The 25,528-nt window shown below is 40.8% G+C and carries 23 protein-coding genes; 12 read left to right on the forward strand and 11 right to left on the reverse strand.

The features are described from left to right. Positions 1–71 precede the first annotated feature (71 nt). Positions 72–1,244 (reverse strand): cystathionine beta-lyase, encoded by a 1,173-nt coding sequence (gene metC, locus FVA69_RS19670; protein WP_164529236.1) that lies wholly within the window; start codon positions 1,242–1,244, stop codon positions 72–74. 25 nt (positions 1,245–1,269) lie between these two features. Beyond that, positions 1,270–2,457, reverse strand: coding sequence for an amino acid permease (locus FVA69_RS19675; RefSeq protein WP_227024203.1), 1,188 nt, complete (start codon positions 2,455–2,457; stop codon positions 1,270–1,272). 260 nt (positions 2,458–2,717) lie between these two features. On the opposite strand from FVA69_RS19675, the gene FVA69_RS19680 reads away from it, so the two are divergent. Beyond that, positions 2,718–3,692 carry a LysR family transcriptional regulator gene (locus tag FVA69_RS19680; protein ID WP_004905935.1) on the forward strand — a complete coding sequence of 325 codons (975 nt, stop codon included), beginning with the start codon at positions 2,718–2,720 and terminating at the stop codon, positions 3,690–3,692. 72 nt (positions 3,693–3,764) lie between these two features. Here FVA69_RS19680 and mdh read toward each other — a convergent pair whose 3' ends face one another. After that, positions 3,765–4,703 (reverse strand): malate dehydrogenase, encoded by a 939-nt coding sequence (mdh, locus tag FVA69_RS19685; RefSeq protein WP_004905937.1) that lies wholly within the window; start codon positions 4,701–4,703, stop codon positions 3,765–3,767. A gap of 492 nt (positions 4,704–5,195) precedes the next feature. Between mdh and argR the strand changes: the two genes are divergently transcribed. Then, positions 5,196–5,666 carry a transcriptional regulator ArgR gene (gene argR / locus FVA69_RS19690; RefSeq protein WP_004907450.1) on the forward strand — a complete coding sequence of 157 codons (471 nt, stop codon included), beginning with the start codon at positions 5,196–5,198 and terminating at the stop codon, positions 5,664–5,666. 87 nt (positions 5,667–5,753) lie between these two features. After that, positions 5,754–6,206, forward strand: a complete 453-nt coding sequence (locus tag FVA69_RS19695) for a DUF6122 family protein (protein ID WP_238789269.1) — start codon at positions 5,754–5,756, stop codon at positions 6,204–6,206. A gap of 5 nt (positions 6,207–6,211) precedes the next feature. Here the strand turns inward: FVA69_RS19695 and mpl are convergent, their stop codons facing one another. Beyond that, positions 6,212–7,594, reverse strand: coding sequence for a UDP-N-acetylmuramate:L-alanyl-gamma-D-glutamyl-meso-diaminopimelate ligase (gene mpl / locus FVA69_RS19700; protein ID WP_109912127.1), 1,383 nt, complete (start codon positions 7,592–7,594; stop codon positions 6,212–6,214). A 163-nt stretch (positions 7,595–7,757) separates the two neighbouring features. Here mpl and fbp point away from each other — a divergent pair, with 163 nt between their 5' ends. Both fbp and ppa read left to right on the forward strand, forming a co-directional pair. Beyond that, on the forward strand, positions 7,758–8,765 hold the full coding sequence (gene fbp / locus FVA69_RS19705; protein WP_004907443.1) for a class 1 fructose-bisphosphatase: 1,008 nt from the start codon (positions 7,758–7,760) through the stop codon (positions 8,763–8,765). A 206-nt stretch (positions 8,766–8,971) separates the two neighbouring features. Beyond that, a complete protein-coding gene (gene ppa, locus FVA69_RS19710) occupies positions 8,972–9,502 on the forward strand; it encodes an inorganic diphosphatase (RefSeq protein WP_004905951.1) in 531 nt (176 codons plus the stop codon). Positions 9,503–9,644: 142 nt separating this feature from the next. Here the strand turns inward: ppa and FVA69_RS19715 are convergent, their stop codons facing one another. From FVA69_RS19715 to tamA, 3 genes are read right to left on the reverse strand one after another with little or no spacing between them, the layout of a single operon-like run. Further along, positions 9,645–9,992: a gamma-glutamylcyclotransferase family protein gene (locus FVA69_RS19715; RefSeq protein WP_004907442.1), complete on the reverse strand. Its 348-nt coding sequence runs from the start codon at positions 9,990–9,992 to the stop codon at positions 9,645–9,647. A gap of 3 nt (positions 9,993–9,995) precedes the next feature. Further along, positions 9,996–13,772 (reverse strand): autotransporter assembly complex protein TamB, encoded by a 3,777-nt coding sequence (gene tamB, locus FVA69_RS19720; protein WP_164529237.1) that lies wholly within the window; start codon positions 13,770–13,772, stop codon positions 9,996–9,998. Continuing rightward, a complete protein-coding gene (gene tamA, locus FVA69_RS19725) occupies positions 13,769–15,511 on the reverse strand; it encodes an autotransporter assembly complex protein TamA (RefSeq protein WP_164529238.1) in 1,743 nt (580 codons plus the stop codon). Before tamA ends, tamB begins: the two co-directional genes overlap by 4 nt. 133 nt (positions 15,512–15,644) lie before the next feature. Here tamA and msrA point away from each other — a divergent pair, with 133 nt between their 5' ends. Together msrA and FVA69_RS19735 are read left to right on the forward strand one after the other, a co-directional pair. Next, complete coding sequence (gene msrA / locus FVA69_RS19730) at positions 15,645–16,286, forward strand: peptide-methionine (S)-S-oxide reductase MsrA (protein WP_109912129.1); 642 nt, start codon at positions 15,645–15,647, stop codon at positions 16,284–16,286. Positions 16,287–16,539: 253 nt separating this feature from the next. After that, the gene (locus tag FVA69_RS19735; RefSeq protein ID WP_109912130.1) at positions 16,540–17,907 is read left to right on the forward strand and encodes a hemolysin family protein; all 1,368 of its coding nucleotides are present in this window, start codon (positions 16,540–16,542) and stop codon (positions 17,905–17,907) included. Positions 17,908–17,982: 75 nt separating this feature from the next. On the opposite strand, the gene FVA69_RS19740 is transcribed toward FVA69_RS19735, so the two are convergent. Then, on the reverse strand, positions 17,983–18,189 hold the full coding sequence (locus FVA69_RS19740; protein WP_109912131.1) for a DUF1107 domain-containing protein: 207 nt from the start codon (positions 18,187–18,189) through the stop codon (positions 17,983–17,985). Between the two features lie 290 nt (positions 18,190–18,479). On the opposite strand from FVA69_RS19740, the gene FVA69_RS19745 reads away from it, so the two are divergent. After that, complete coding sequence (locus FVA69_RS19745) at positions 18,480–19,040, forward strand: YtfJ family protein (RefSeq protein ID WP_164529239.1); 561 nt, start codon at positions 18,480–18,482, stop codon at positions 19,038–19,040. 169 nt (positions 19,041–19,209) lie between these two features. Here FVA69_RS19745 and qseC read toward each other — a convergent pair whose 3' ends face one another. Both qseC and qseB read right to left on the reverse strand, forming a co-directional pair. After that, positions 19,210–20,571, reverse strand: a complete 1,362-nt coding sequence (gene qseC / locus FVA69_RS19750; RefSeq protein ID WP_164529382.1) for a quorum sensing histidine kinase QseC — start codon at positions 20,569–20,571, stop codon at positions 19,210–19,212. Continuing rightward, on the reverse strand, positions 20,571–21,233 hold the full coding sequence (gene qseB, locus FVA69_RS19755; protein WP_004907431.1) for a quorum sensing response regulator transcription factor QseB: 663 nt from the start codon (positions 21,231–21,233) through the stop codon (positions 20,571–20,573). The genes qseC and qseB overlap by 1 nt, the downstream gene beginning before the upstream one ends. A gap of 180 nt (positions 21,234–21,413) precedes the next feature. Here qseB and FVA69_RS19760 point away from each other — a divergent pair, with 180 nt between their 5' ends. The 4 genes from FVA69_RS19760 to mqo all read left to right on the forward strand — a co-directional run bounded on the left by FVA69_RS19760 (position 21,414) and on the right by mqo (position 24,731). Continuing rightward, positions 21,414–21,818 carry a YgiW/YdeI family stress tolerance OB fold protein gene (locus FVA69_RS19760; RefSeq protein WP_042851727.1) on the forward strand — a complete coding sequence of 135 codons (405 nt, stop codon included), beginning with the start codon at positions 21,414–21,416 and terminating at the stop codon, positions 21,816–21,818. Positions 21,819–21,932: 114 nt separating this feature from the next. Beyond that, positions 21,933–22,520, forward strand: coding sequence for a GDP-mannose pyrophosphatase NudK (gene nudK, locus FVA69_RS19765; RefSeq protein WP_004907428.1), 588 nt, complete (start codon positions 21,933–21,935; stop codon positions 22,518–22,520). Between the two features lie 319 nt (positions 22,521–22,839). Next, the gene (locus FVA69_RS19770; protein ID WP_004907427.1) at positions 22,840–23,229 is read left to right on the forward strand and encodes a cupin domain-containing protein; all 390 of its coding nucleotides are present in this window, start codon (positions 22,840–22,842) and stop codon (positions 23,227–23,229) included. 8 nt (positions 23,230–23,237) lie between these two features. Further along, positions 23,238–24,731: a malate dehydrogenase (quinone) gene (mqo, locus tag FVA69_RS19775; protein WP_164529240.1), complete on the forward strand. Its 1,494-nt coding sequence runs from the start codon at positions 23,238–23,240 to the stop codon at positions 24,729–24,731. A gap of 44 nt (positions 24,732–24,775) precedes the next feature. Here mqo and cysQ read toward each other — a convergent pair whose 3' ends face one another. Next, positions 24,776–25,516 carry a 3'(2'),5'-bisphosphate nucleotidase CysQ gene (gene cysQ, locus FVA69_RS19780; RefSeq protein WP_004907423.1) on the reverse strand — a complete coding sequence of 247 codons (741 nt, stop codon included), beginning with the start codon at positions 25,514–25,516 and terminating at the stop codon, positions 24,776–24,778. Positions 25,517–25,528: the final 12 nt, after the last annotated feature.

Here is a 25,528-nt window from a genome sequence, read left to right on the forward strand (position 1 = left end):
AGGCCGTGAATAATAAATTAATTTATTCACGGCGTTATCTTTTGATGGCAAATCAATAAAAACAGCTTTGTTTACTTCATTCGCGCGAAACCATCAGCAAGGTCTTGTTTTAAATCATCTAAATTTTCTAAGCCAATCTGCAAGCGCAATGTTGGCCCTCCAGGATTCCAATTAGTCACAGTTCGATATTCAGCACAGTTAAATGGAATAATTAAGCTTTCAAATCCCCCCCATGAATACCCCATACCAAAAATTGATAAACCATCCAGCATTCTTGCAATATCTGTTTGGGTATATTTAGGATCAAGTACAATGGAAAATAGCCCCGATGAACCCGTGAAATCCCGCTTCCAAATTTCATGGCCTGGGCAATCCACAAATGCAGGGTGCAAAATACGAATCACTTCGGTGCGTTCTTGCAGCCAATGTGCAATATTTAAAGCTCTTTCTTGGGCTTCTTTTAAACGAATAGGTAAGGTTCGCAAACCACGTAACGCAAGAAAACAGTCCTCTGCTCCCGGCAGCATGGCCATGTAATCATAAGTTTCACGTAATTTCGGCCACCACGCTTGGTTTGCTGAGACAACTCCCATTAGCAAATCAGAATGGCCACCTAAATATTTAGTACCCGCCTCCAGCGAGATATCACAACCCAGTTCATGAGCTTTAAAAAATAGAGGTGTCGCCCATGTATTATCAATAATCGTCGCAATATTATGGCGCTTTGCAACCTCAACAATTGCAGGAACATCCTGAATTTCGAAACTTTGAGAGCCAGGGGATTCTAAAAAAATTGTGCTGGTATTTGGCGTTACTAGTTTTTCAATATCAGCACCAATCATCGGATCATAATAGGTCGTGATGATCCCCATTTTATCCAACAAACCATGGCAAAATTTACGTGTTGGCCGATAAACACTATCAGGCATTAATAAATGGTCACCTGTTTTCAAGGTTGTCAGCAATGCCAATACAATCGCGCCTAAACCAGATGGTGAAAGCACCGTACCTTCAGCTCCAGCAAGAGCAGACCAAGCTTGCTCCAATTGCTTAATTGTTGGCGTGCCCGCTGTGCCATAATTAAATTCCGCCCTATCATTAATTAAAGCATCAACCGTTGGAAATACGACCGTTGAGCCACGATAAATGGGGGCATTTACAAACCCAGCTTGCTTAGCGGGGTCTCTCCCTAACTGGGTAACTTGTGTATCAACATGAAATTCAGATACCGCTTTTTTCTTCATGAGATCCTCTCAACAACATTATTATTTATTCGAAAAATTTAAAGAATGGAGATAGGCATAACAACACACCAAAGAAAATGATGAACCACACTGTTGGGCCTTTAAATTTGTGTAATGCAGGGACTTTGTAAACCAGATAGCAAGGAATTAAACAAGAAACGATACCAAATAATGGGCCACCAAGTTGCATAAAAAATAGAATTGAGAACCGTGTTGAAACCCAAAACCACAGTGCAATGATAACGCCTAAGCATACCCCATAATGTAGCACTGTTTGGTTGATACGTTCTTCAGGAATAAATCGACTCAGTAAATTGACTACGATGCCTTTTATCGCTTCTTGGAAGCCTAAATAAATGCCTAAGAATGCCGTCAAGATAGCAAAAATATTGAGTAATGCGGTCATTACTTTTACAACGGCACCGGGTATCACTTGCGCAGCAATCGCTAATGCTGAAATATTTTGTTCAAAAGCCGATACCGCTTGCTCATGGCTAATTGAAAAAGTAAAAGAAAAAGCAAAAAACAAGACTGCAACAGCGAGAATAATATATGCAACACGGTTAGCGCGTATTGCACGGTATGTCGCAATGCGTTTATCACTTTCTATTTTACGATACGCAATATTCATAGGACTCAATATTTGCACAAATAATATAGAAAATAGGGTAAATGGGAGTGTTAAAAAAACATCCCGCATAAATGGGAGAAAATCAGGAAAAGCCGTGATATTCGCAAAATTCCAATATGGCACCATCACTATACCAAGCAGTACGATAATGCCAAATTTTACAATAACCATTGGACCAGAGACTTTAAACAGTAACCGCTCCCCTTGTGCAGCAATGGCGACTAATACCGAAATAATAATCAGCCCATACCAAACAGAATCAGATAATAGCCCTTCCGTTAATCCAAACGTTTTAATGTAGGAAGCGCTATCGAAGGTGACCGCCAGCGAGTAAGAAAACATCCCGTGCAATAACATCAAGAAATAGGCAATTCCTAATGCTATCCCCCAGTTTTTCCCCAAATATTGTGTAATAACACTCGCGTAATCATTACATTCTTCAGATTCTGATAATGTTCTTAGATATAAATTTTGTAGCCAATAAATTGCTGGATAAGAAAGCATTGTCGCTGCAATAAAGACCCAAATACCTTTGATACCAATTTGCACAGGCATAAAAACAATTCCTGAACCAATTGCCATGCCAATGCACAAAATAACCCAACCAACATCATATTTTGTAAAGGGGATCTTTTTCGTATTAATCGGATTATCTGCACTTGCCTGAATACTATTAGACATAGTCTATTCCTCAACGTTATAGATTTAATTATTAAAAAAGTTAGGAACAACATTATTGTGTAGGAACTAGGTTTCTTTTTAAAACTGGTGTGGCATGAGTAAACTGCGATAAATTCACAATTATAGTATGCTGGAATAAACGGGTTTAATAGGGCATGACAATGCTAATAAATAAAAACACTTTTGCGTTTAAAGCAAAAATTGACAGCTACGCGATTTTTCGGCATTTAGAGTTATTCATTAAAATCGTCGAGTGCAATAGCTTCAGCCTTGCCGCCAAGAAGCTGAATGTAACACCATCGTCAGTTAGTCGAGGTCTTCAACAACTCGAAGATCAGTTGGGGGTTGTACTCCTAAAGCGCACAACGCGAAATTTTATTTTAACGGATGCAGGGCGCTATTTATTGCAACGATCGCAAAACTTATTGGCCGATCTCGATGACTCATTGGTCAATACCGCCAGCTTCTATCAACATGCTCAAGGGCAATTAAAAATTACCTGTTCTATTGCATTTGGAGTCTGTCATTTAATGCAAATATACAGTGAATACCGAGAAACCAATCCGAAAGTGAGTTTGTCTGTTGACCTTAATGATGAGCTCATTAATTTAAATGAAGTCGATTTTGATATTGCGTTACGAATTACCAGCCATCCCCCCGAAAACTTTGCGTTACGAAAAATTTGTAATATTAATTGGGTATACTGTGGGAGCCGTACTTATTTCGAACGATATGGTATTCCTCAATCTCCTGCCGATATTGCATCACACAATTGTTTAATTAACCCAAATATTCCTGACACTTGGCGCATGACAGATAAAGACGGTAGCGCATATCCTCTAGAAATTAATAATATGATTGAGGTAAATAGTAGCTTAGGGTTATTAGAGGCGGCTCGCTGCCATCAAGGTATCGTTTGTTTACCAACTTATATGCTAGGCAATTATATTGAAAATGGGGAATTGCTCCCTGTTTTATTGGATTATGACCCTAAATCCACTCCATTTGCCCTATATGCCTTATACCACCCAGCCCACACTCACTCACCTAAAATCAGGACATTTATTGATTTTTTAGTAGAGAAAATACCATCAGATCCGCATTGGGACCATTGGATGCGGCAGCATGCTTCATGATGACTTACCAATAAAAAAGGTTGAGTTCAAAACGAAACTCAACCTTTTACTATTAGGAAAAATTAATTGGCATTAGCCATTAATGAATTTTTCACCTAATTCGATATCTGCTTTTAATACATCTAGCATATCTTTCAGTGCTTTTTCTTCAAATGCACTTAATTTACCGATTGGTAAATGCTTTTCGATACCGTTTTTGCCTAAAACAACAGGTTGTGCGAAGAAGCGAGCATGTTCACCATCACCTTCGGTGTAAACACATTCAACCACATTGCTTTCGCCTTGGAGACCACGAATTAAAGATAAACCTAAACGTGCAGCTGCTTGGCCCATAGATAAAGTTGCAGACCCGCCACCCGCTTTCGCTTCAACGACTTCTGTACCTGCATTTTGAATACGTTTAGTTAACGCAGCAACTTCCTCGTCAGTGAAGCTAACACCTTCAATTTGAGATAACAGAGGCAGAATGGTCACACCAGAGTGGCCGCCGATCACAGGCACTTCAAGATCATTAACATTTTTGCCTTTTAATTCAGCAACAAACGTATTAGAACGAATGATATCTAATGTCGTCACACCGAATAAACGGTTTTTATCATAGACGCCTGCTTTTTTCAGGACTTCTGCAGCGATAGCAACGGTGGTATTCACTGGGTTAGTGATAATACCAATCAATGCTTTAGGGCAAGTTTCAGCAATTTGTTGGATCAGGTTACGGACAATACCCGCATTGATGTTAAATAAGTCAGAACGGTCCATACCTGGTTTACGAGCAACACCCGCAGAAATAAGGACAATGTCAGCACCTTTCAATGCAGGTTTTGCATCTTCGCCAGCAAAACCTGTCACTTTAACATCAGTAGGGATATGGCTTAAGTCAGCAGCAACACCTGGAGTGACTGGTGCGATGTCGTAGAGGGAGAGTTCTGAACCTGCTGGGAGCTGGTTTTTGAGAAGAAGGGCGAGAGCCTGACCGATACCACCTGCTGCACCTAGGACTGCAACTTTCATTCTGAAACTCCTTAATTTGTACTTTAAAAAGATATCACTTTATTTGTTATACACTTAACACATTACGTATAAAAAACAATTTGTTAACAGATAGAGAGAGAGTTTAACGCAAGAGAACTTGTTTAATAATTGCCAGTATTCTAAACAAATTCCTTATCTGTTAATGAGATAACGGGCACTTTTTTAACAAATAGTTTTTCTAGCTATTGCATTTCGCACAATAAGTTGTTTTTAGTGTATATTATTCAATCAAAAACATTTTTATTAACAATAAATTTACAACGAATATCTGAAAAATTCATTGCTCTATCATGCTAATTTTTCATTTCCATAATTTACGATAAATAAATACTTCTGACTATCAACTCAAAACACGCTTACCTAACTTCAAGTGATTACTGGTTATAAAATCATCATAACGCAATTTTGTTGCATAAAAATGCACTTTTACGGATAATACAACTTAGTTCAATGCAAAAGAATGGGTTAATTATGCGCACTCCGTCTAAACAAGAAGACTTGGTTAAGGCTTTTAAAGCCCTACTTAAAGAAGAAAAATTTAGCTCGCAAGCTGAGATCGTCACGGCTTTGCAAGAAGAAGGCTTCGAAAATATTAACCAATCAAAAATTTCCAGGATGCTAACTAAATTTGGTGCTGTTCGCACCCGTAATGCAAAAATGGAAATGGTATATTGCCTACCTACAGAGCCCGGTGTTCCTACCGCCACCAGCCCACTCAAAAATTTGGTTTTGGATATAGACTATAACCCTTCTGTTGTCGTGATCAGAACGAGCCCAGGGGCTGCACAGCTTATTGCACGCTTGTTAGATTCATTAGGTAAAGCGGAAGGAATTTTAGGTAGTATTGCTGGTGATGATACTATCTTCTCAACGCCAGCAAACAATTTTACCACAAAAGAGCTATATGAAGCGATTTTAGCGTTGTTTGAACAAGAGCTCTAATCCATACTAATTTAAGCATCAAAAGAGGGAAATTGAATTTCCCTCTTTTTGTTTTTATCTATTTCTATTCGATTTTGGGACATCATTTTGCTATTTGATATTTTTCGTAACTTCATACACTACGGCTTTCATTTTCTGATGCCAATTGCCTTTGGTTACCTGTTTTGGCGAAAAAATTGGAAACTAGCCGCCCTGATTATGATTGCCACAATGGCTATCGACTTAGATCATCTGCTGGCTGATCCGATTTTCGACCCAGAGCGCTGTGGCATCGGATTCCACCCGCTTCATTCTTTTTGGGCTGCTGTTATCTATGTGGTGTTATTATTCATGCCATCATGGAAACTTAAAGCCATTGCCGTTGGTTATTTATTCCACCTTTTTACTGACTCACTAGATTGTTATATGGGAAGCTTAAAAAAAGAAATGAATAGCCCAATAACATTAAGTCTCGTCATAGAACAGCTCCCATTAGGTATGCCAAACATAAAAAAACCCAGCAATCATAAGAATCACTGGGGTTATCAAATAGCTAGCTAATAGAATTAATCATCTTGCTCTGTTTCTGATTTGGCTTTCAAACCTGCGAGTAATTTGCCATGAATACCGCTGAAGCCACCGTTGCTCATCACCAAAATATGATCGCCCGGCTGTGCGGTTTCAATAATCATATTGGTGAATGCCTCAATATCTGCACTCCAACGCGCGGGTTGAACACATTTTTCAGCGATGTCTGTGACCATCCAAGGGATATTGGCAGGTTGGAACAGAAATACTTCATCTGCACGGCCTAGCGCAGGCGCAATATCATTTTTATTGATACCCATTTTCATCGTATTCGAGCGAGGTTCGAGCACCGCAAGAATACGTGAAGTTCCGCCAACTTTGCTGCGAAGTGCTTCTAATGTTGCCAAAATAGCAGTTGGGTGATGTGCAAAATCATCGTAAACACTGACACCATTTTCAACACCACGTAGCTCAAGGCGACGGCGTGCATTGATAAAACGATTCAAAGCGAGGCAAGCTTCTTTTACTGGAACGCCCACATGGTGAGCCGCTGCAATCGCCATCAGTGCATTTTGGATATTGTGATTACCCACTTGTGACCAAGTGACTTCTCCAACTTTTTCTTGTTGGTAGTACACAGCAAAGTGGCTGCCATCGTGGCTGAGCTTCTCAGCTTGCCATCCGCCATGCTCTCCACCCACCAGCTCTTGTTCACTCCAGCAGCCCATTCCAATCACTTGTTTTAAATGATTGTCGTTGTCAGGTGTGAAAATTTTGCCGCTGGCTGGCACAATACGTACAAGATGATGGAACTGTTTTTGAATCGCTTCGAGGTTTTCAAAGATATCCGCATGGTCGAATTCAAGGTTGTTCAATACCAAGGTTTTCGGGCTGTAATGCACAAATTTAGAACGCTTATCAAAGAATGCACAGTCATACTCATCCGCTTCGATAACAAAAAACGGGCTTTCACCTATCTTAGCGGAGACATCAAAATTCCCTGGAACACCGCCAATTAGAAAACCAGGCTTGTAACCACAGTCTTCTAAAATCCATGCAAGCATTCCCGCGGTGGTTGTTTTACCATGAGTTCCCGCCACAGCCAGTACCCAACGTTCAGGTAAGACATGGTCATGAAGCCACTGTGGGCCAGATGTATACGGCAAACCTCTTTCTAACACGGCTTCGACACAAGGGTTACCACGCGTCATTGCATTACCAATCACTACCATATCCGGTATTGGGTCAAGCTGAGCCGGATCATACCCTTGAATGAGTTCAATTCCTTGATTTTCAAGTAATGTGCTCATCGGTGGATATACATTGGCATCCGAACCCGTCACTTTATGTCCTAAAGAACGAGCCAATATTGCTAAGCTTCCCATAAAGGTACCGCATATACCTAAAATATGTATGTGCATTCTTTTTCATCCAATTAGCATGAGGTTGGTCACTATTCTACCCATCAAAAACAGGTTTATAAATGCATTAACCTATTAATCTTTTTTTTATTTAGTTAAACTCTTCCCGCGCGAGGGTAAATGCCCCGCAAAACCTCTGTCAATTTTATTCAGGACCTTCGTCATGAAAACATTAGGCGAATTCATCGTCGAAAAGCAACAAGATTTTCCTCATGCAACAGGTGAGCTGACTTCTTTATTATCAGCTATCAAACTGGGCGCTAAAATTATCCATCGTGATATTAATAAAGCTGGACTTGTCGATATTCTTGGCACTAACGGTGTTTCGAATATTCAAGGTGAAGTTCAGATGAAGCTTGACCTGTATGCAAACGAAAAACTGAAAGCGGCTTTAAAAGCACGCGGAGAAGTCGCCGGTATCGCCTCTGAAGAAGAAGACGAAATTGTCATTTTCGAAGGAGACCGTGCAGAAAACGCAAAATATGTTGTTTTAATGGACCCGCTTGATGGTTCTTCGAACATCGATGTAAACGTTTCCGTTGGAACAATTTTCTCCATTTACCATCGTATTACACCGATTGGTCAACCGGTTACAGAAGCCGATTTCCTGCAACCAGGTAATCGCCAAGTGGCTGCGGGCTACGTGGTTTATGGTTCATCAACAATGTTGGTTTACACCACTGGTGTTGGTGTTCATGCGTTTACTTACGACCCATCATTGGGCGTTTTCTGCTTATCTCATGAAAAAGTGATGTTCCCCTCCGAAGGGAAAATGTACTCCATCAACGAAGGAAACTATATCAAGTTCCCGATGGGTGTTAAAAAGTACATTAAATATTGCCAAGAAGAAGATAAAGCAACAAATCGCCCGTATACCACTCGTTATATCGGTTCTTTGGTTGCAGACTTCCATCGTAACTTGCTCAAAGGGGGAATTTATATTTACCCAAGTACCGCAAGCCATCCAAATGGAAAACTGCGCCTTCTGTACGAATGCAACCCAATTGCATTTTTAGCAGAGCAAGCCGGTGGTAAAGCCAGTGACGGAGCAAACCGCATTTTAGATATCATGCCTAGCGAATTACACCAACGCGCACCGTTCTTTGTCGGAACTGAGTCGATGGTAGAGAAAGCAGAATCATTTATGCGTGAATTCCCTGACACGGAATAATCTAATTCATTAATTATAAGGCGGGGCTTCCCGCCTTTTTTGTTCCTTTTTTTCACCAACTAGTGAGTTTTACCCCTCTTTACGGCTATAATGTTCCCCACGCTATCTACCCGAGTATTTAATTTGTCTGAAGGCCGCCATAAATGTGATGCCCTCCAACAAGTTAGCAAGGGTAAATTCATTATTCACACAAAGGATACATTTAAATGGGCCTGAACAATGTACCGGCAGGTAAAGATCTGCCAGAAGATATCTATGTTATCATCGAAATTCCAGCGAACGCAGATCCTATCAAATATGAAGTTGATAAAGAGTCTGGTGCGCTGTTTGTAGACCGTTTCATGTCAACAGCGATGTTCTATCCATGCAACTATGGTTACATCAACAACACCCTGTCTCTAGATGGTGACCCAGTTGATGTATTAGTTCCAACACCATATCCATTACAACCAGGCTCAGTCATTCGTTGCCGCCCTGTTGGCGTACTGAAAATGACTGACGAATCTGGTGAAGATGCAAAATTAGTTGCTGTTCCGCACACTAAATTAAGCAAAGAGTACGATCACATTAAAGATGTGAACGACCTGCCAGAATTACTGCGTGCTCAAATTACTCACTTCTTTGAACATTACAAAGACTTAGAAAAAGGTAAGTGGGTTAAAGTTGATGGTTGGGAAGATGCTGCGTCTGCAAAAGCAGAGATCATCGAATCTTTCGAACGCGCTGCAAAAAAATAATCTCCCTCTCGGAACATTATGAAAGCTCTGGTTAATACCAGAGCTTTTTTATGGGCCCTAACAAGCCAATTCGTTGATAAAAAACGCCAGCAATAATGCTGGCGTTTTATATTTTTACGACTCGATAGTGGTTATTGAGCCGTTATACTTCTTCATCACGTTTCAGCCAATCGCCACTTTTTATTTGGCGTAGACCATCAACAGAATGTTTATACAGATAAATCCAAGCGTTGCCATACGGCGTTGGGATGAGCTCCCTCACATAGTCTTGAGAGTTTTTCTTTAACTCATCTAACTCTGTCAAAATGGACGGGTTGATTCGATAAACCTCGCACTCTATTGCCCCATCTCCTTTGACAACCGCAGGATAATATCCAAGATCATACAGTTCATAGCCTTCTAGCTTATGCTCACCGAGTAGCTGAGCATAAGTCATCCAGTGATGATTTCCTTGCTTTTGTCTTAAGCTGCCATAAACAATTACACGCATAATCTAAAACTCAAATTGGTAGAGGAGATCCAATGCCTGATTAACACCAGACACAGCTTCTAAATACAGTTTTGGCATCAACCGATAACGTAAAGTTAACGTCGCCAATGAGTCAAAGATACCAACTCCATACTTCACTTGTAAATCATTAGTGATCTTACCACTTACAACGACTTGAGAACCATCCCCCACACCTTGGGTATCGACGGCTAAATCAGAGACTCCAAATGTCTCACCTATTTTACCCACGAGTTGCCCACTTTGTGCTACACCTAAGCCTATTAACATAGATGTCATTTGTGAACCATTTGCGTCTCCACTATCTAAGCCCTCTCCTCTTAATAAATAAGACAGCGCTTCTTGTTGTGTTTTCGCCGGTTCAGAGAATATTTCTACTTTCGGTTTATCCGCAAGCCCTGTGACCTTCACCCCAGCAATCACGCCATCTGCCGTGTTGTCTGGGTTACGAATGGCTTCTAAGTTTAAGAATGGTTGGTCCGCAGGGCCTGAGAATTGAATTTGGCCTTTACGGACAATCAAATCTTGCCCATAAGCACGGAAACGACCGGCTGGAATATCCACTTGGCCATTGATGTGCAAGCCATGGATATTCTGAACCACTTTCAATAAACCCGTCAGGCGCGCTTTTAAGCCAAACGCATCCAATCGAACATCATTACCAATTTTAATATCTAAATTGGTCTGAATAGGAATGGATGGCGCTTTTTGTTCAATTGGCTGCAGGTTGCTATCTAACATCACCACATCCGATGATGGGCTTACCGCTGACTCAGGGAGTTCTTGAACAGTAATTCGTGCCCACGGAATATTGACGGTACCGTTTAGCGTGAGTACCGAAGGTGATGCATCAAATACAATGTCCGGTTGAACATCAATTTGGATCATCGGTGGTAAAGAAACTCGAAGGTTATTACCTCGTGCCATGACTTTTGCACGCCATGCATTAACATTGCGCCAATCTGCATCACCATCAATGTTCAGATAGCCTTCTGGCGTGTTTATCTGACCATTCATTACTGAGCTTGTGCCGTTGAAATTAATACCTAAATGACCACTTTTGATATCAAACGGGATCATTGCCGATCTCACTTCTAAGCTCGAAAGCGCTAAATTACCATTTAATAATGGGTTATTCGCTGACCCACCTAAACGTAAGTTCGCACTCAAGCGCCCATTCGCCACTTCCTTCTGGCCCAGCAACGGCTTGATTAAATCTAATGTCACTGAATTGATTTCAACATTACCCGATAGTAAGCGGCGCTTTTCAATATCAGAAATTTGAATATTGCCGCGCATTTGGCCATTATTCGTTAGCCCAAACAACCAGTTAAGGTCTGCCTTGCCATTTTTCAAGCCCGCGCTTAACGTTAAGGTATCAAAAGCAACAGGTAAACGAGTGCCATCCACAAACTGAACCGCTTTGACATCATTTCCTCGCAAGTCCAACTTCACTTGCGGCATACTGCCATCTGCTTTCCAAATCGCATTGGCTTTACCCGTAAATACGCCGCTGACTCGAGTATCTTGTGGCATAAACGGTTTGATCATCGCGAGGTCAAAACGTTCTAGCACGATATCTGCGCTACCACTTTTACCTGCTTTAATCGGTTTTGGTACACACAAACGGGCATTCGGGTTGACCCAACAATGGCTGCCGATAGTCACTTCTTGCGTTTGGTTAGCATAATTGAGTGACATCGCTTGGTTTAAGCGCCATTCACCCACCACCGTATCAAATAAGGTATTGGTTAAATTCCCTTTCCACACTTCAGTCTGCCGGTCAAAACTACCTGCTAATGCTAATTGCCCAGAAACCGGTTCGCCCTTCATGTTCAACTTAAGCGTGTGCTGTTTTTCACTTCCTTTCGCGTCTAAAGTTAGGTTATTGACGACAAGATCACCTTGCTTCAACTGACGAAGAACAACGGATAAATCCCCTTTAATTTGCTCGCCTGTTGCTACATTTCCTTTGATAACAACATTCTCGATAGCAAGGTCATCCTGCCACTTCACGCCGCGTGCCGTAAGGTCAACAAGGGCTTCTGGTGTCTGTAAATTACCACGCAATTTCACATCACCGGCAATCACTCCCCCTAAGCCGGGTAGCAAGCCATTGAGAGCAGGGGCATTAATTTTGGCATCAAGGTTCCATTTATCGGCAAGAGAGCCTTTTACATCGACATGGTTTTTACCCAGTGCCAAATTAAAGTTTGGAATATCCCATTGACCAGCTGCGTTACCTTTGGCTTTACCGCGCGCTTTTAAGAGGTTATTTTTAACATTGCCGTCTAAAACAATTTCAGGAATATCCAACTGCCAACTACCGCCGTATAAACTTCCGCGCGTGGCAATTTTACCTTCCACTTTAGCAGGCCATTCAGGGTACTGTTTGGCAGTATTAATACCTGAAAGGGTCAATACTGCATTCCAACTAATTGCCTTGCTCCAGTCCGCAACGCCAGTAATATCAGCATGACCTTGTAAAGCGACTAAACGTAAGCGAGTTAAATTAATTTGCTCTTCATTACCTTTCGCATCTAATAGCAAGGTCGAAGGTGGTAAATCCTGCCCAGTGATAGCTGAACGTACAGACATATCATAAGCGGATGGGCGGCCGTTCAAGCGTATGCGTGTGCCATCTAATTGATACTGCGCTTCTCCGACTAAAGGCCACGTTAACTTATCGCTTTCTAGTGTGAGTAGAATCGGCAAGTCTGCTTGTGACAAATCCGTTTCTGCATCTAATTTTGCATTAATTGGCCCATGTAAGTTCAAGGCCAATTTTAGTTCATCAATCAAACCGCCTTTTAAGGAGAGGTCTATTTTTTGCCCATTTAAATCTTCTAAACGGCTTTCACCCACGACTGATAATGAGACTGGCCATTTATCTTGCAAAGTTGCCGAGCCAGATAACGCAATATTCCCTTGCGGTGCATCGACTTTTAGCTGTTTAACGAGGACTTGTTGCCCTTCATTCGAAAGACTAAGGTGCAATTGGTTAATTTTTAGCTCAGCCGCCCCCGTTAACTGAAAATTCGAAGCATTAATTCCATCAACATTTAAATCAACAGGTAAAATAACTTCTGGTAATTCAGCGAGTAACGGTTTAGAAAATAGCGTTTTTAATTCGTCTGCCAATGATTTTTGTTCGTTAATCGGCATTGGGTCTGGCTGTTTCTCTTCAACGACGGCATCTGATTTGGTTTCAGGTAAATTAATCGCCAAATCAATGATGTCGGTTGGAATGATCGTGATCGCTTTTCCTTCCCACGTTACCCCTGTAGTAAATTTCGCTAAATCGATATCCATGCCATCTACATTGACGTGTGTTGAAACCAAAGCCAATTGATTCAAACGAATGGTCAAAGGTGCCTTGAGTTCAGTCAGTGGTTCAGATGGTGGCGTTTCTTCTGAAGGGGGGAATTGAGTGGTATCGACAGTAACAGTGACATTTTCCGTGCCTAAGTTGTCGACACATAGCTCACGGCTTGTTAAACAACCTAGACGTACCGCTAAATTTAATTTCCCCGCATTAACATCGATGCCTGGCATTTGATATTTAACGCCACTTAACGTTAAGTCACTAATATCACCGTCAATTTTATCAATGGTTAATTCAGGAACAAAACGTGTCGCTGTATTTAATGCAAAGTGAAGACCTGATTGCGTTCCAATCACCCAACTGAGTGCGGCAACAACCAGAACAAGAATTAATAAAATGGAAAGACTGGTCCATTTTAGCCACTTCAACCACCTCATAGCTCAGTCCCCAAGCCGATATAAAACTGTATTTTGTTGTTATCTGGATCGCCAATAGGTTTGGCTAAATCTAATTTTATTGGCCCAACCGGTGAGACCCAACGGATACCGACTCCCGCACCTGTTTTAAAATCATTGTCCTTAAAGTTATCAACAGCTTCACCGCTATCAATAAAGGTTGCTCCCCACCAATTTCCGGTAAAGTTATATTGGTATTCCACAGAGCCTACGGCCAATTTTGATGCCCCTGTCAACTTACCTTTGCTATCTTCTGGAGAGATTTTTTGATACCCATACCCACGCACACTGCCATCACCACCCGCAAAGAAGCGTAAGTCCGGTGGAACTTTATCGAAATCATTGGTTTCAATCCAACCGATATTTCCACGAACAATAAAGCGATGACCTTCCCATGGCGTTCTGATCCACACATTTTTGGCTTGTAGTACCGCAAAGTCGATATCTGAACCCCAAATTTTATTCGAATAATCAATAGAGTAACGTTGGCTATCCCCCCACGTTGGCATCACACCGCCGCGTTGGCGAATTCGGCTCACATAGGCCCCGGGATACAGCAACATCGTCGTATTCGTCACGTTGGCTTGGGTAAAGTTACTCAGCATCCAACGCATATTCACACCATATTGCCAACCGGATGAATAATCCCAGTTACGAGACACATTCAAGGTTGTTGTATTCGCTTGCGTATCATTTAAATCTGTCCGTTTAAAGCCCCCTTGAACCGCATAATATTGCTCAAGTGGGTTCGCTTTTAATGGAATTTTATAGCTTGTATCTATTAATTGTTCTGGTTGGGATAAACTAATATTTGACGTTAAACTCTGCCCACGAGAGTTAATCCAAGGCTTATTCCATGTCGTTTTAACGCGAGGGCCTACATCTGTTGCATAACCCCCACCGAGCTCAATAAAATTTTTGGCTCTAGGCGTCATCACCGCTTCCATCGGTAATTCATAGGAGTTATCTTTTCGGGCACTCACGATACGCGGAGTCACAATCGCAGAAGAGAACCACCCTGTTTCAGCTAATCGGCGGTTAAATTCAGCAAGTTGCTCTGATGTGTAGTATTCCCCTTTTTTGAAAGGCGCAAGGTTGTTCAGATAATCTTCACGGATTTGTGAGCCTGAATAAGAAATGGCGCCAAACCGATAACGTTCACCACTGTTAAAATCAAAATCCCAATAAGCCGCATGGTGGTCAAGAGAAATACCCAGTTGGCTTTTCTCCATCATCGCATCAAAATAACCTTTGCGAACGGCTAAACTGCTAAAGCGCCCTTTAAATTCTTCGTATTCACCATCATTTTGAACTGTATCGAGCTTTGGCGTATATTGTTTGAGCATCTTTTCATAGTCAGGGTCCGTTTTAGCGCCACCTTGCAATTCAACATTCACCCCTTTTAATAAAATAGGTTCCCCAGGAGTGACTTTGGCGGTTAAAACAGAACGAGCAGGGGGTGTTTTTTCTTCGTAGCTAAATTCAACCGTGGGTTGGTAATAGCCTAAAGGCTTTAAACCTTCTTTAATTGCTTTCTCAACACGGGCTCGAAAACGACCGTTTGGCACAACTTCATCTTGCGATATATTAGACAGTTGTACACGAACGTTTTGATTAAGTTGTCCTTCAAGGCCTTCAATATTAAGACGAAGATTAGCTGCGTGTACCACTGGCACTGCCGCAGTTAGGCAGAGAAAACAAATTAGAGGGTATTTCGACACGCCTACTCCTAAGGTGATTGTTCGATTGACTAAATACTTCATATCAATTTATTTTGAGTAAAATTCGCCATAGACACAAGTTTTTATCCCTATTTTTAGATTATTTGTGTGGTCACTATATATAGGAATCATTATGCCTTTTAATAAATTTCACTCTGCAAGTATTGCACAACCTCTGCCCGGCAGAGCAACTGCTATGACCTACTCACCATATCATGCGCTTAACCATCATTCGATTGAGATTATTCCTAAGAATATGGAAATTGCGTATTTTGCCATGGGCTGTTTTTGGGGAGTTGAACGATTATTTTGGCAGCAAGCTGGGGTTTATTCAACTTCTGCGGGGTATTGTGGTGGTGTGACCCCTAACCCAACCTACGAAGAAGTTTGCTCAGGACGAACTGGCCACGCGGAAGCAGTACGGGTTGTTTTTGATCCACAAGTTATCAGTTACTCCCAATTATTGACGTTATTTTGGGAAAACCATGACCCAGCACAAGGCATGCGCCAAGGGAACGATATGGGCAGCCAATATCGCTCTGCCATTTATACTGTGTCAGACGAACAAGATAAGCAAGCGATGGACACACTGCAAGCTTACCAAAATGCAATGAAAGCGCAGCATGACACTCGTGTAATCACGACCGAAATAGCGCCATTAGACACTTTCTATTTTGCCGAAGATTACCACCAGCAGTACTTACACAAAAACCCGAATGGATATTGCGGATTAGGAGGAATTGGTATCTGTTTACCACCCTCGTTAAACAATTAAATCAATAACTTATTACAGTGAGTTCATCTTCCCAACCATTCAAGCTGCTTTTCAATATGACTTAAAGCAGCTTGAATGATGATGAATATCTAGGCAGATAAATCACCTCAGTGCTATACTAATGCAACATATCAACAATTTGCGCATATCGCGCAACATATATTTGCATACTCAATATATTTAAATACACGAGACTATGCCTTCAGAGATTTTTGAATTTTATGGATTCTTCCTTTGATTGGCTGGATAACTTATGCTCAACAGTTTATTAATTGTTCTATTATTATGTGCAATCAGCGCATTCTTTTCTTTGTCAGAAATTTCTCTGGCGGCTTCCCGCCGCATTAAACTTAAACTTATGGCCGATGAAGGCAACATTAATGCGGCTCGCGTGCTTAAATTACAAGAAATGCCGGGAATGTTTTTTACCGTCGTTCAAATTGGTTTAAATGCCGTTGCTATCCTTGCCGGTATTGTGGGAGAGTCTGCTTTTTCTCCAGCTTTGTACGATATCTTTATTCAATTTTTATCGCCAAGCTGGGCTCAGCAAGTTTCATCAGTACTGTCGTTCACCATTGTGACGAGCTTGTTTATTTTAGTGGCAGATTTAACACCTAAACGTATCGGTATGGTAAAACCTGAAGCCATTGCGATTCGCATTGTGAATCCAATGCGCTTCTGTTTAGTGGTACTGGGCCCATTCGTCTGGTTTTTTAATGGCCTTGCGAACCTCTTTTTTAAGTTATTCAAATTACCGACGTCACGTAATGAAGATATCACTTCTGATGATATTTTTGCGGTCGTTGAAGCGGGTGCTGTAGCGGGTGTATTACGTAAGCAAGAACACGAATTAATTGAGAATGTGTTTGAGCTGGAATCACGTACTGTGCCATCAGCCATGACCCCACGTGAGAGCATTATTTATTTTGACAAAGATGAGTCAGAAGACAGTATCAAACATAAAATTTCAACCCAACCCCATTCTAAGTTCCTAGTGTGTGCAGGGGATATCGATCATGTTATCGGTTATGTTGATTCAAAAGAATTACTTAATCGCGTGCTCAATGGGCAGAGCTTAAGTTTAAAAGATGGTGCTCACATTAGAAATACGCTAATGATCCCTGACACTCTCTCATTATCAGATACCTTAGAAGCATTTAAAACAAACGCCGTCGATTTTGCTGTTATTCTTAACGAATATGCATTAGTCATGGGTATCATTACCATCAATGATGTAATGATCACTTTAATGGGAGACTTAATTGGTCCAGGACAAGAAGAGCAAATCGTGGTACGTGATGAGAATTCTTGGTTAGTTGAAGGTGGAACACCGATCGAAGATGTGATGCGCATTTTGGATATTGATGATTTCCCTGACTTTAGCAACTATGAAACCATCGCAGGGTTTATGATGTACCGGTTAAGAAGAATGCCAAAGCGGACAGATTATGTGAAATATGCGGGATACAAATTTGAAGTTGTCGATATTGATAATTACAAAATTGACCAATTACTCGTAACTCGTCTTACTACGGTGCCATCACCTGTCGTTGTACAGCCCGGAAAAAATACTATTGAAACGGCTGACGCAAAACAACAAACAAAAGATACTGAACATTAGTGCTTGATGGCGAAGCCGTTTCTTTCAATGCGCCACCCATGTGGCGCGTTGTTAACCAAAACCTTCTTGATTAACCTACCCCATTTCTGCCTGCAATAATGAAACCTGTTTGTTGACCTCACTCATCACATTGTAATGGCGCTTATCACTAATTTTAGGTGGTAGAATTTTCCCATAGTTAAACTCAAATGCCCCAAAATCCTTAATATAGAGCCGGCCACGGAATAGCGTTTTGACGTAAAGAGCAATCTTTGATGGGTTATAACGGTTAAAAATTTTCATTAGAACTTTGCCTCCCCTTTGTTCTTACGATATTCAATAACTCATACCGTACAATAATCATAGACCAGAAATTTTCACTTTGGTTCTAAAATTGCAGTTTTATTCAATTTACTGACATAACATGACACTGTAAACTAACTGTTAAAACCCTATAAACATTGTTTTTATTCTGAATTTTAAAAAAATGTTAAATTACCTCTTGTAACTCATCCGATGAGCTATGCTATAAATAGCAGTAATCAGACAAACCGTTAGGCTCACATGACAAAATAATCAATCAAGAGGCTGTTATGATAAGAAATTATTTACTTTTAATATGCTTGCTAGGGGCATCAGCGATAGCTTCTGCTGCAAATATTCAATTAAGCCAATCTGTTCCTACCATTTCTGTCATCGACAAAGGTGAGCTTGTCATAAATAATGAAGGGAAGTTGGATTATCAACCGTGGAAAAGCCAACAGCTCGTTGGAAAAGTACGGACAATTCAACATATTGCTGGCCGTTCTTCCGCAAAAGAGCTCAATGCCCCTTTAGTTGAAGCCATCAAACAAGCCAAATTCCCGCATGATACCTATCAAACAACAACAATCATTAATACTGATGATGCAATGTTCGGTACGGGTGTATTTGTTAAAAATAGTGTTGAAGATAGCAAAAAAGAGTTCCCTTATTCACAATTTATTGTTGATAGCGAGGGTACGGTGAAGAGTGCATGGGGTTTGAAACCAGAAAGTTCAGCAATTATCGTATTGGATAATCACGGAAAGGTGTTGTTTTTCAAAGATGGTGAATTAAATCCCCAAGAAATTCAAAAAGTCATTAGTTTGTTAAGCTCATCACTAAACCAATAAGGTCAAACTTTTACTATTATGTAGTGTGCGTAATTTCGCACACTACACTTACAATTCAGTCTATCTCTATTACGTCAAAAATAGTGAGTTATGCTAAAATACCCTTACATTAAACATGCATAATTATGATTGTTTTTTTCATAAATAATCATGACTAATGTGCGCATTATCACGCTTTAGTTTCATTCCAATACACTTTGGCGCAAAACCCGCCATTAGTGCCATGAGTAAAAATAACCTGCAAATGATGCAATTGCGCAATCCGCTTAACAATAGAGAGTCCTAAACCACTCCCTGTCTTTTCTTGTCCTGGTGGACGATAAAAACGCTCACCTAGACGCTGTAAAACTTCAGGTGTCACACCATTACCATCATCTTGAATTTCAAGGTGGTCAGCATACAAAATGATCTCCACTCGCCCAGCTATTTTTCCATAACGTATTGCATTATTGAGTAAATTTCTCAGCAACGCATTGAGTAGTAATGGCTGACCTTGAAAATCAGGGGGACGACTTATTAAGGTGTTTATTATCGTTGTTTGCTGCTCTTGAGCTTCGGGTTCAACATCCTTTATTGCTGTTTCAATTAATATGGGCCAAGATACCGCCGTAATATCATCAAGTTGCGAGGATGACTCTAACCGAGACAACATGAGTAGTTGGTCAACAAGCCTTGTTGCCCTATCAATACCTTCCGATAAATTAGCCACTGCATGATTACGGATATCTGTATTATTCCCCGCAATTTGTACCACTTCCGCCTGTACTCTTAACGCTGCGAGTGGGCTACGTAATTCATGAGCGGCATCCGATGTAAATTGTCGCTCGCGAGCAAACATGTCATTAATACGGCCAAATAGCACATTCATGGAGTCAATAATGGGTCTTACTTCACTGGGGATGCGCGTTACTTGTACTGGGGTTAATTCATCTGGCTTTCGGTGATATAACTGCTTTGCTACATCCCTCAATGGACGTAAAGCACGTGTGAGCAGCCATAAAAATAGCAATAACATAATTGGCAAAGCCATCAACCAAGGCATAAATTGTGCAACCATAATATCGGTCGCCATTTCTTGCCGGTACTCCCACTCTTGCCCTACTGCAATAACATATTGACCATCTTGAGATTTTAACCACACCAAACGCCAAGGGTCGTCACTTCCTTGGAGCATCCCATCGGTAAACCCTTCTCGCTTAAATTGGTAGACAATATCTCTACCGTTATCACCGTCGTTTAATACCATTTCGCCATTCTGTGAAAAGATAGCAAATGCCAATGCATCGTCATCCTGATGGCCACGGTTCTTGCGCAATAATTTTTTGGTTTTAGTCAGGGAAGGCCGGCTCAATTCAAAGTCTGATGGTAAAACAGATAGCCGTTTAGCAAACGCCATTTGCTGGGTATCAAATAGCTCATTAATCGTTTTATAGCTTTGGTACCACGCTAACGAACTGGCGATCCCCCATGTCAGCAAAGCTAACAGGAGCAGCATTAAAGTGAGTTTCAGCCTAAGACTAAATGTCTTCATCATTTATCATCACCTAATCGATAGCCAACACCATGAATGGTTCGAATAAACTTATTACCTAATTTACGCCTTAAATGGTGGATATGTACCTCAACAGAATTGCTAGAGACCTCTTCATCCCAGTTATACAATTTTTCTTCTATTAAAGGACGAGAGAAAACTTTATTTGGGTTATGCATAAATAAAGATAGTAAGGCAAACTCTTTACCCTTTAGCTGTACAGGTTCGCCTTGCTGTGTCACTGTCATTGCAATCGGGTCCATTTCAACATCACCATGTGTAAGCTTAGACGACAATTGCCCACTTCGACGACGGATCAACGCTTGTAAACGTGCCATAACCTCCATTAAAGCGAAAGGTTTACAAAGATAATCATCAGCCCCTTGTTGTAACCCTTGAACACGTTGATCCAGTGCATCTCGTGCCGTCAAAATCAAGACAGGTTCATCACGCCCCTCCTTGCGCCAATATTTTAAAATATCCATGCCATCAATATTTGGTAATGAAAGATCGAGTACAACAGCATCATAGGGTGCATCAAATAAAGCGATTTGCCCTTGTTTACCATCCATAAACCAATCAACCGTAAACCCTAGCTGTGTTAATCCCACTTTTAGACCATCACCAATTAGCCTGTCATCTTCAATTAATAGAATACGCATAATATCCTCCACCTCAGCATATTATTATATTTATCCCATCAGTCTTGAGATGACTAGCTATAATTAATAAAATTAAAAATATAATTCGTTAATTATGTTTCTTAAGATCCTGTTAAGATTTACTTGGTTTAATACCCTCCATACAAACAACAAGTTCATGTCCATTTGGAGATACTGATGATGAAAAAATTACCTGTAATCGCTTTAGTTGCTGCACTCGCAAGTGCCCCTGTTTTCGCTGCAAATGGTGGATTTGATGGCCCAGGTGCAGCCATAAATACAACGACTCAAACGACTCAAACGGGTGGTTTCATCGGCCCAAATAGTGGGGAAATGACGGTCGCAAAAGCACTTGATATGTCAGATGATAGCTGGGTTATTTTACGTGGTAATATCGTTAAACAACTCGATAATAAACATTATGAGTTCACTGATGGTACTGGCACCATTAATTTAGAAATCAGTGAAAAGCGTTGGAACGGTATCAACGTAACGCCAAAAGACAAAGTTGAAATTCGCGGTAAAATTGATAAAGACTGGAATTCAAGAGAAGTCGAAGTTAAACAAATCCAAATCATTAAATAATTCACAGCTTTACAATGGGATCTGCTTTAAAGTAGGTCCCATCTAAATCCTATTTCATACAGAAATTAACAGTGTTAAATTAACAAAATCATTTTTGCTTACTAAGGCTGCTTAATGACTGTAAAACTCCCCAACATACGTAATATTCGAGAGAAACTGCTTTCAGACAATTGGTATATTTTAAAAAAATATACTTATGAGTTACAACGACGAGACGGTAGTTGGCAACAACAAGAACGCGAAGTCTATGATAGAGGCAATGGTGCCGTTATTTTGTTATATAACAAAATAAAGAATAGCATTATATTAATTCGCCAATTTCGTATGCCAGTCTATATAAATGGCTATTCTGATTTTCTAATTGAAGCTGCCGCAGGTTTACTCGAAAACGCCTCACCAGAAACACGAATTATTGCTGAAGCCGAAGAAGAAACGGGTTTTAAAGTCGATAAAATTCAAAAAGTTTTTGAAGCCTTTATGAGCCCAGGCTCTGTCACCGAAAAACTCCACTTTTACATCGCTGAATACAGTGATAATAATCGTCAAAACGCGGGTGGTGGACTTAAGGAAGAAGGCGAAGATATTGAAGTTTTAGAGTGGCCTTTCTCTAAAGCCATTGATGCGATTAAAACGGGAGAAATTGTTGATGGTAAAACCATCATGTTGATCCAATACCTCGCCCTAAACGCTATTCTCAAATAGCTAATCCAGCTCTGATAGCTCATAATGATAAAATAAAGTCATAGTGAGCTTTCCTATTTTTTATCAATCATTAAACGAACGATAAAAATAAAAACAATCGTAAAAAGATAATCAACTTTTATTATTTTATTCTTTTATTAAAAAATAAAACCATAATTCCAAGATAAAACATATTTCACTTTGACCTATCCGCTAAAAAACCTTAAATTTAAATAATATTTAATTTTATTTATCATCATTTTAAGAGTCTTATTTTTGTATCCAATTAATATCAAATAATTGTTATACACTACAATCGGTGATTAAGGAGCTAAATAAAATGATACGCTGCGTTCGTATGTGGACAGGAGAAGATGGAAATTCTCTATTTGAAGAAGGCACTCTTGAGCTCAATAATGTCACAGGAGGAGATAGCCAAACCTCCGCCATTGCAGCCAGTGAACTGACCTTCCGTGAAACAGTTTCCGGCGGTTCTTTTGATTGGCATCAAGACCCTGTTCCTCGTTATGTCATTACCCTTTCCGGCACTTTAGAATTCGAAACTAAAGATGGTTCTAAATTTATCATCAATCCTGGTGATATCTTACTTGCGCAAGATAATACAGGAACCGGCCATAAATGGCGGCTTATTGGTGATGAGCCATGGCGTCGTGCTTATGTTGTCTATCAAGAAGGTACCAATCTTAGCTTTACTCCAACAAAAAAATAGAGGCCATCATGAATAAACCGATTGCTGAAAATGTCGATATTGCTCTCATCGGCGCAGGGATCATGAGTGCAACGCTTGGTACATTTCTCAAAGAACTAGAGCCTTCGCTAACGATTGCTGTTTTTGAAAGGCTAAACGACTGTGCCCAAGAAAGCTCCCATCCGTGGAACAATGCGGGAACAGGTCATGCCGCTAACTGTGAGATGAACTATACTCCACCAAACCCAGATGGTACGGTGGATATCAGTAAAGCGCTTGAAGTCAATACGGAGTTCGATCTCTCTCGCCAGCTTTGGTCTTATCTAGTCACCAAAGGTAAAATTAAAGATCCACGTGACTTTATTCACCCATGCCCACATATGAGCTTTGTTTGGGGTGAAGACAATGTAAAATTCTTAAAACAACGCTACCAACAGATGTCTGCTCACCACTGTTACCACAATATGGAATACAGTGATGATCCAAAACAGATCAACGAATGGGCTCCCTTGATCATGGAGGGTCGTGACCCTAAAGAAGCGATTGCGGTTACCCGTGTTAATACTGGTGCTGATGTCGATTACGGTGCACTAACGCATTTATTAATTGCACAATTAAGCGAACAATCCGGTTTTTCAATTCACTATAAACATGAAGTCATCGATGTTAAAAAGACCCCCGATGGCAGATGGAATATTGAAGTTAAAAATCTACTCACGCATGAAAAAACGATCACTTCCGCGAAGTTTGTGTTCGTTGGTGCAGGCGGGCGGGCAATCGAATTACTGCAGAAATCTGGGATCCCTGAAGGAAAAGGGTATGGTGGATTCCCTGTTAGTGGTATCTGGTTGCGTTGTGATAACGAAGAAATTGCTTCTCGCCACCATGCAAAAGTTTATGGTAAAGCAGATAAAGGCTCACCACCAATGTCTGTTCCACACTTGGACACTCGCATTATTGGAGGTAAACGTTCTCTATTATTTGGGCCTTATGCCGGTTTTTCGAGTAAATTCCTTAAGCACGGCTCTTATTTAGACCTGTTTGAATCGGTTAAATTGAATAACATTGAACCAATGCTTGCGGTTGCGAAAGATAACTGGTCACTCGCAGAATACTTAGTAGGCCAAGTTCTGCAAACTTCTGCTCACCAATTTGCCATGTTGCAACAATTCTACCCAGAAGCACAGCATGAGGATTGGAAAGAGGTGGTTGCAGGGCAACGAGTACAAATTATTAAGCCTGACCATGATAAGAAAGGGGTTTTAGAATTTGGTACAGAACTGATTACCAGTGCGGATAAATCATTTACTGTATTGATGGGCGCATCTCCGGGGGCCTCCACTGCGGCATTTATTGCACTAAATGTATTAAAAACCTGTTTTGATGACCAACTCAAAGCCGATGGATGGGAAACACGTTTAAAAGATATCATTCCAACCTATGGGATTGATTTAAAAACGGATGCAAAAGCCTGTTTAGATATTCGTACAACTACTGCCAAAGTGCTGAAACTAGATAATTAGTTATTAATTAGGTTGGGAAATCACTTCCCAACCTTTACCAATATTTAGAATAAAATGACCCGAAAACCTGGGTTCAAAAAGGATTCTCGCGGTGTGTAGTCTAACGTTTTTCCGTGCCAATCAACGACTTTCGCACCTGCACCAATGGCAACCGCATGACCCGCAGCAGTGTCCCAAATATTCGTAGGCCCAAAACGTGGATAAAGCTGTGCTTTTCCTTCCGCAACCAAACAAAATTTGAGTGAAGAACCAATTTCTACTGTCGTGTGTTCACCCATTTGTTTTAAATAATCCATTAATTCATTGTCTTGATGAGAACGGCTAATAACAATCACCGGAGGCTTAGCATCATTCACATGAATAAGTTGCTTGTGGCCACCTTCTTCCTTCCAGGCTTGATTTCCTTCCGCATAATATAGCAACCCTTTCGCGGGGGCATATACCACCCCCATCGTTGGTACGCCATTCTCAATCAGTGCAATGTTAACCGTAAAATCCCCATTACGATTAATAAATTCTTTCGTTCCATCCAATGGGTCAATCAACCAATAACGTTGCCAATTCTGCCTGGTTGACCACTGTGGAGGGTCTTCTTCAGACAGTTGAGGGATATCAGGGGCAATGCGAGCAAGGCCTGCTGTAATCACATTGTGGGCGGCAATATCAGCCTCGGTCACAGGCGAATTATCACTTTTATGTTCAACCTGTAAAGGTTCTTGCGCATTATAAGTTTCCATAATCGCATAACCCGCTTCTTGAGCTAATTCGCAAATTTGCTGTAGCATATTATTCACCTC

The sequence above is a fragment of the Providencia sp. PROV004 genome, from assembly GCF_011045615.1.
GTDB classification, from domain to species: Bacteria; Pseudomonadota; Gammaproteobacteria; order Enterobacterales; family Enterobacteriaceae; genus Providencia; species Providencia rettgeri.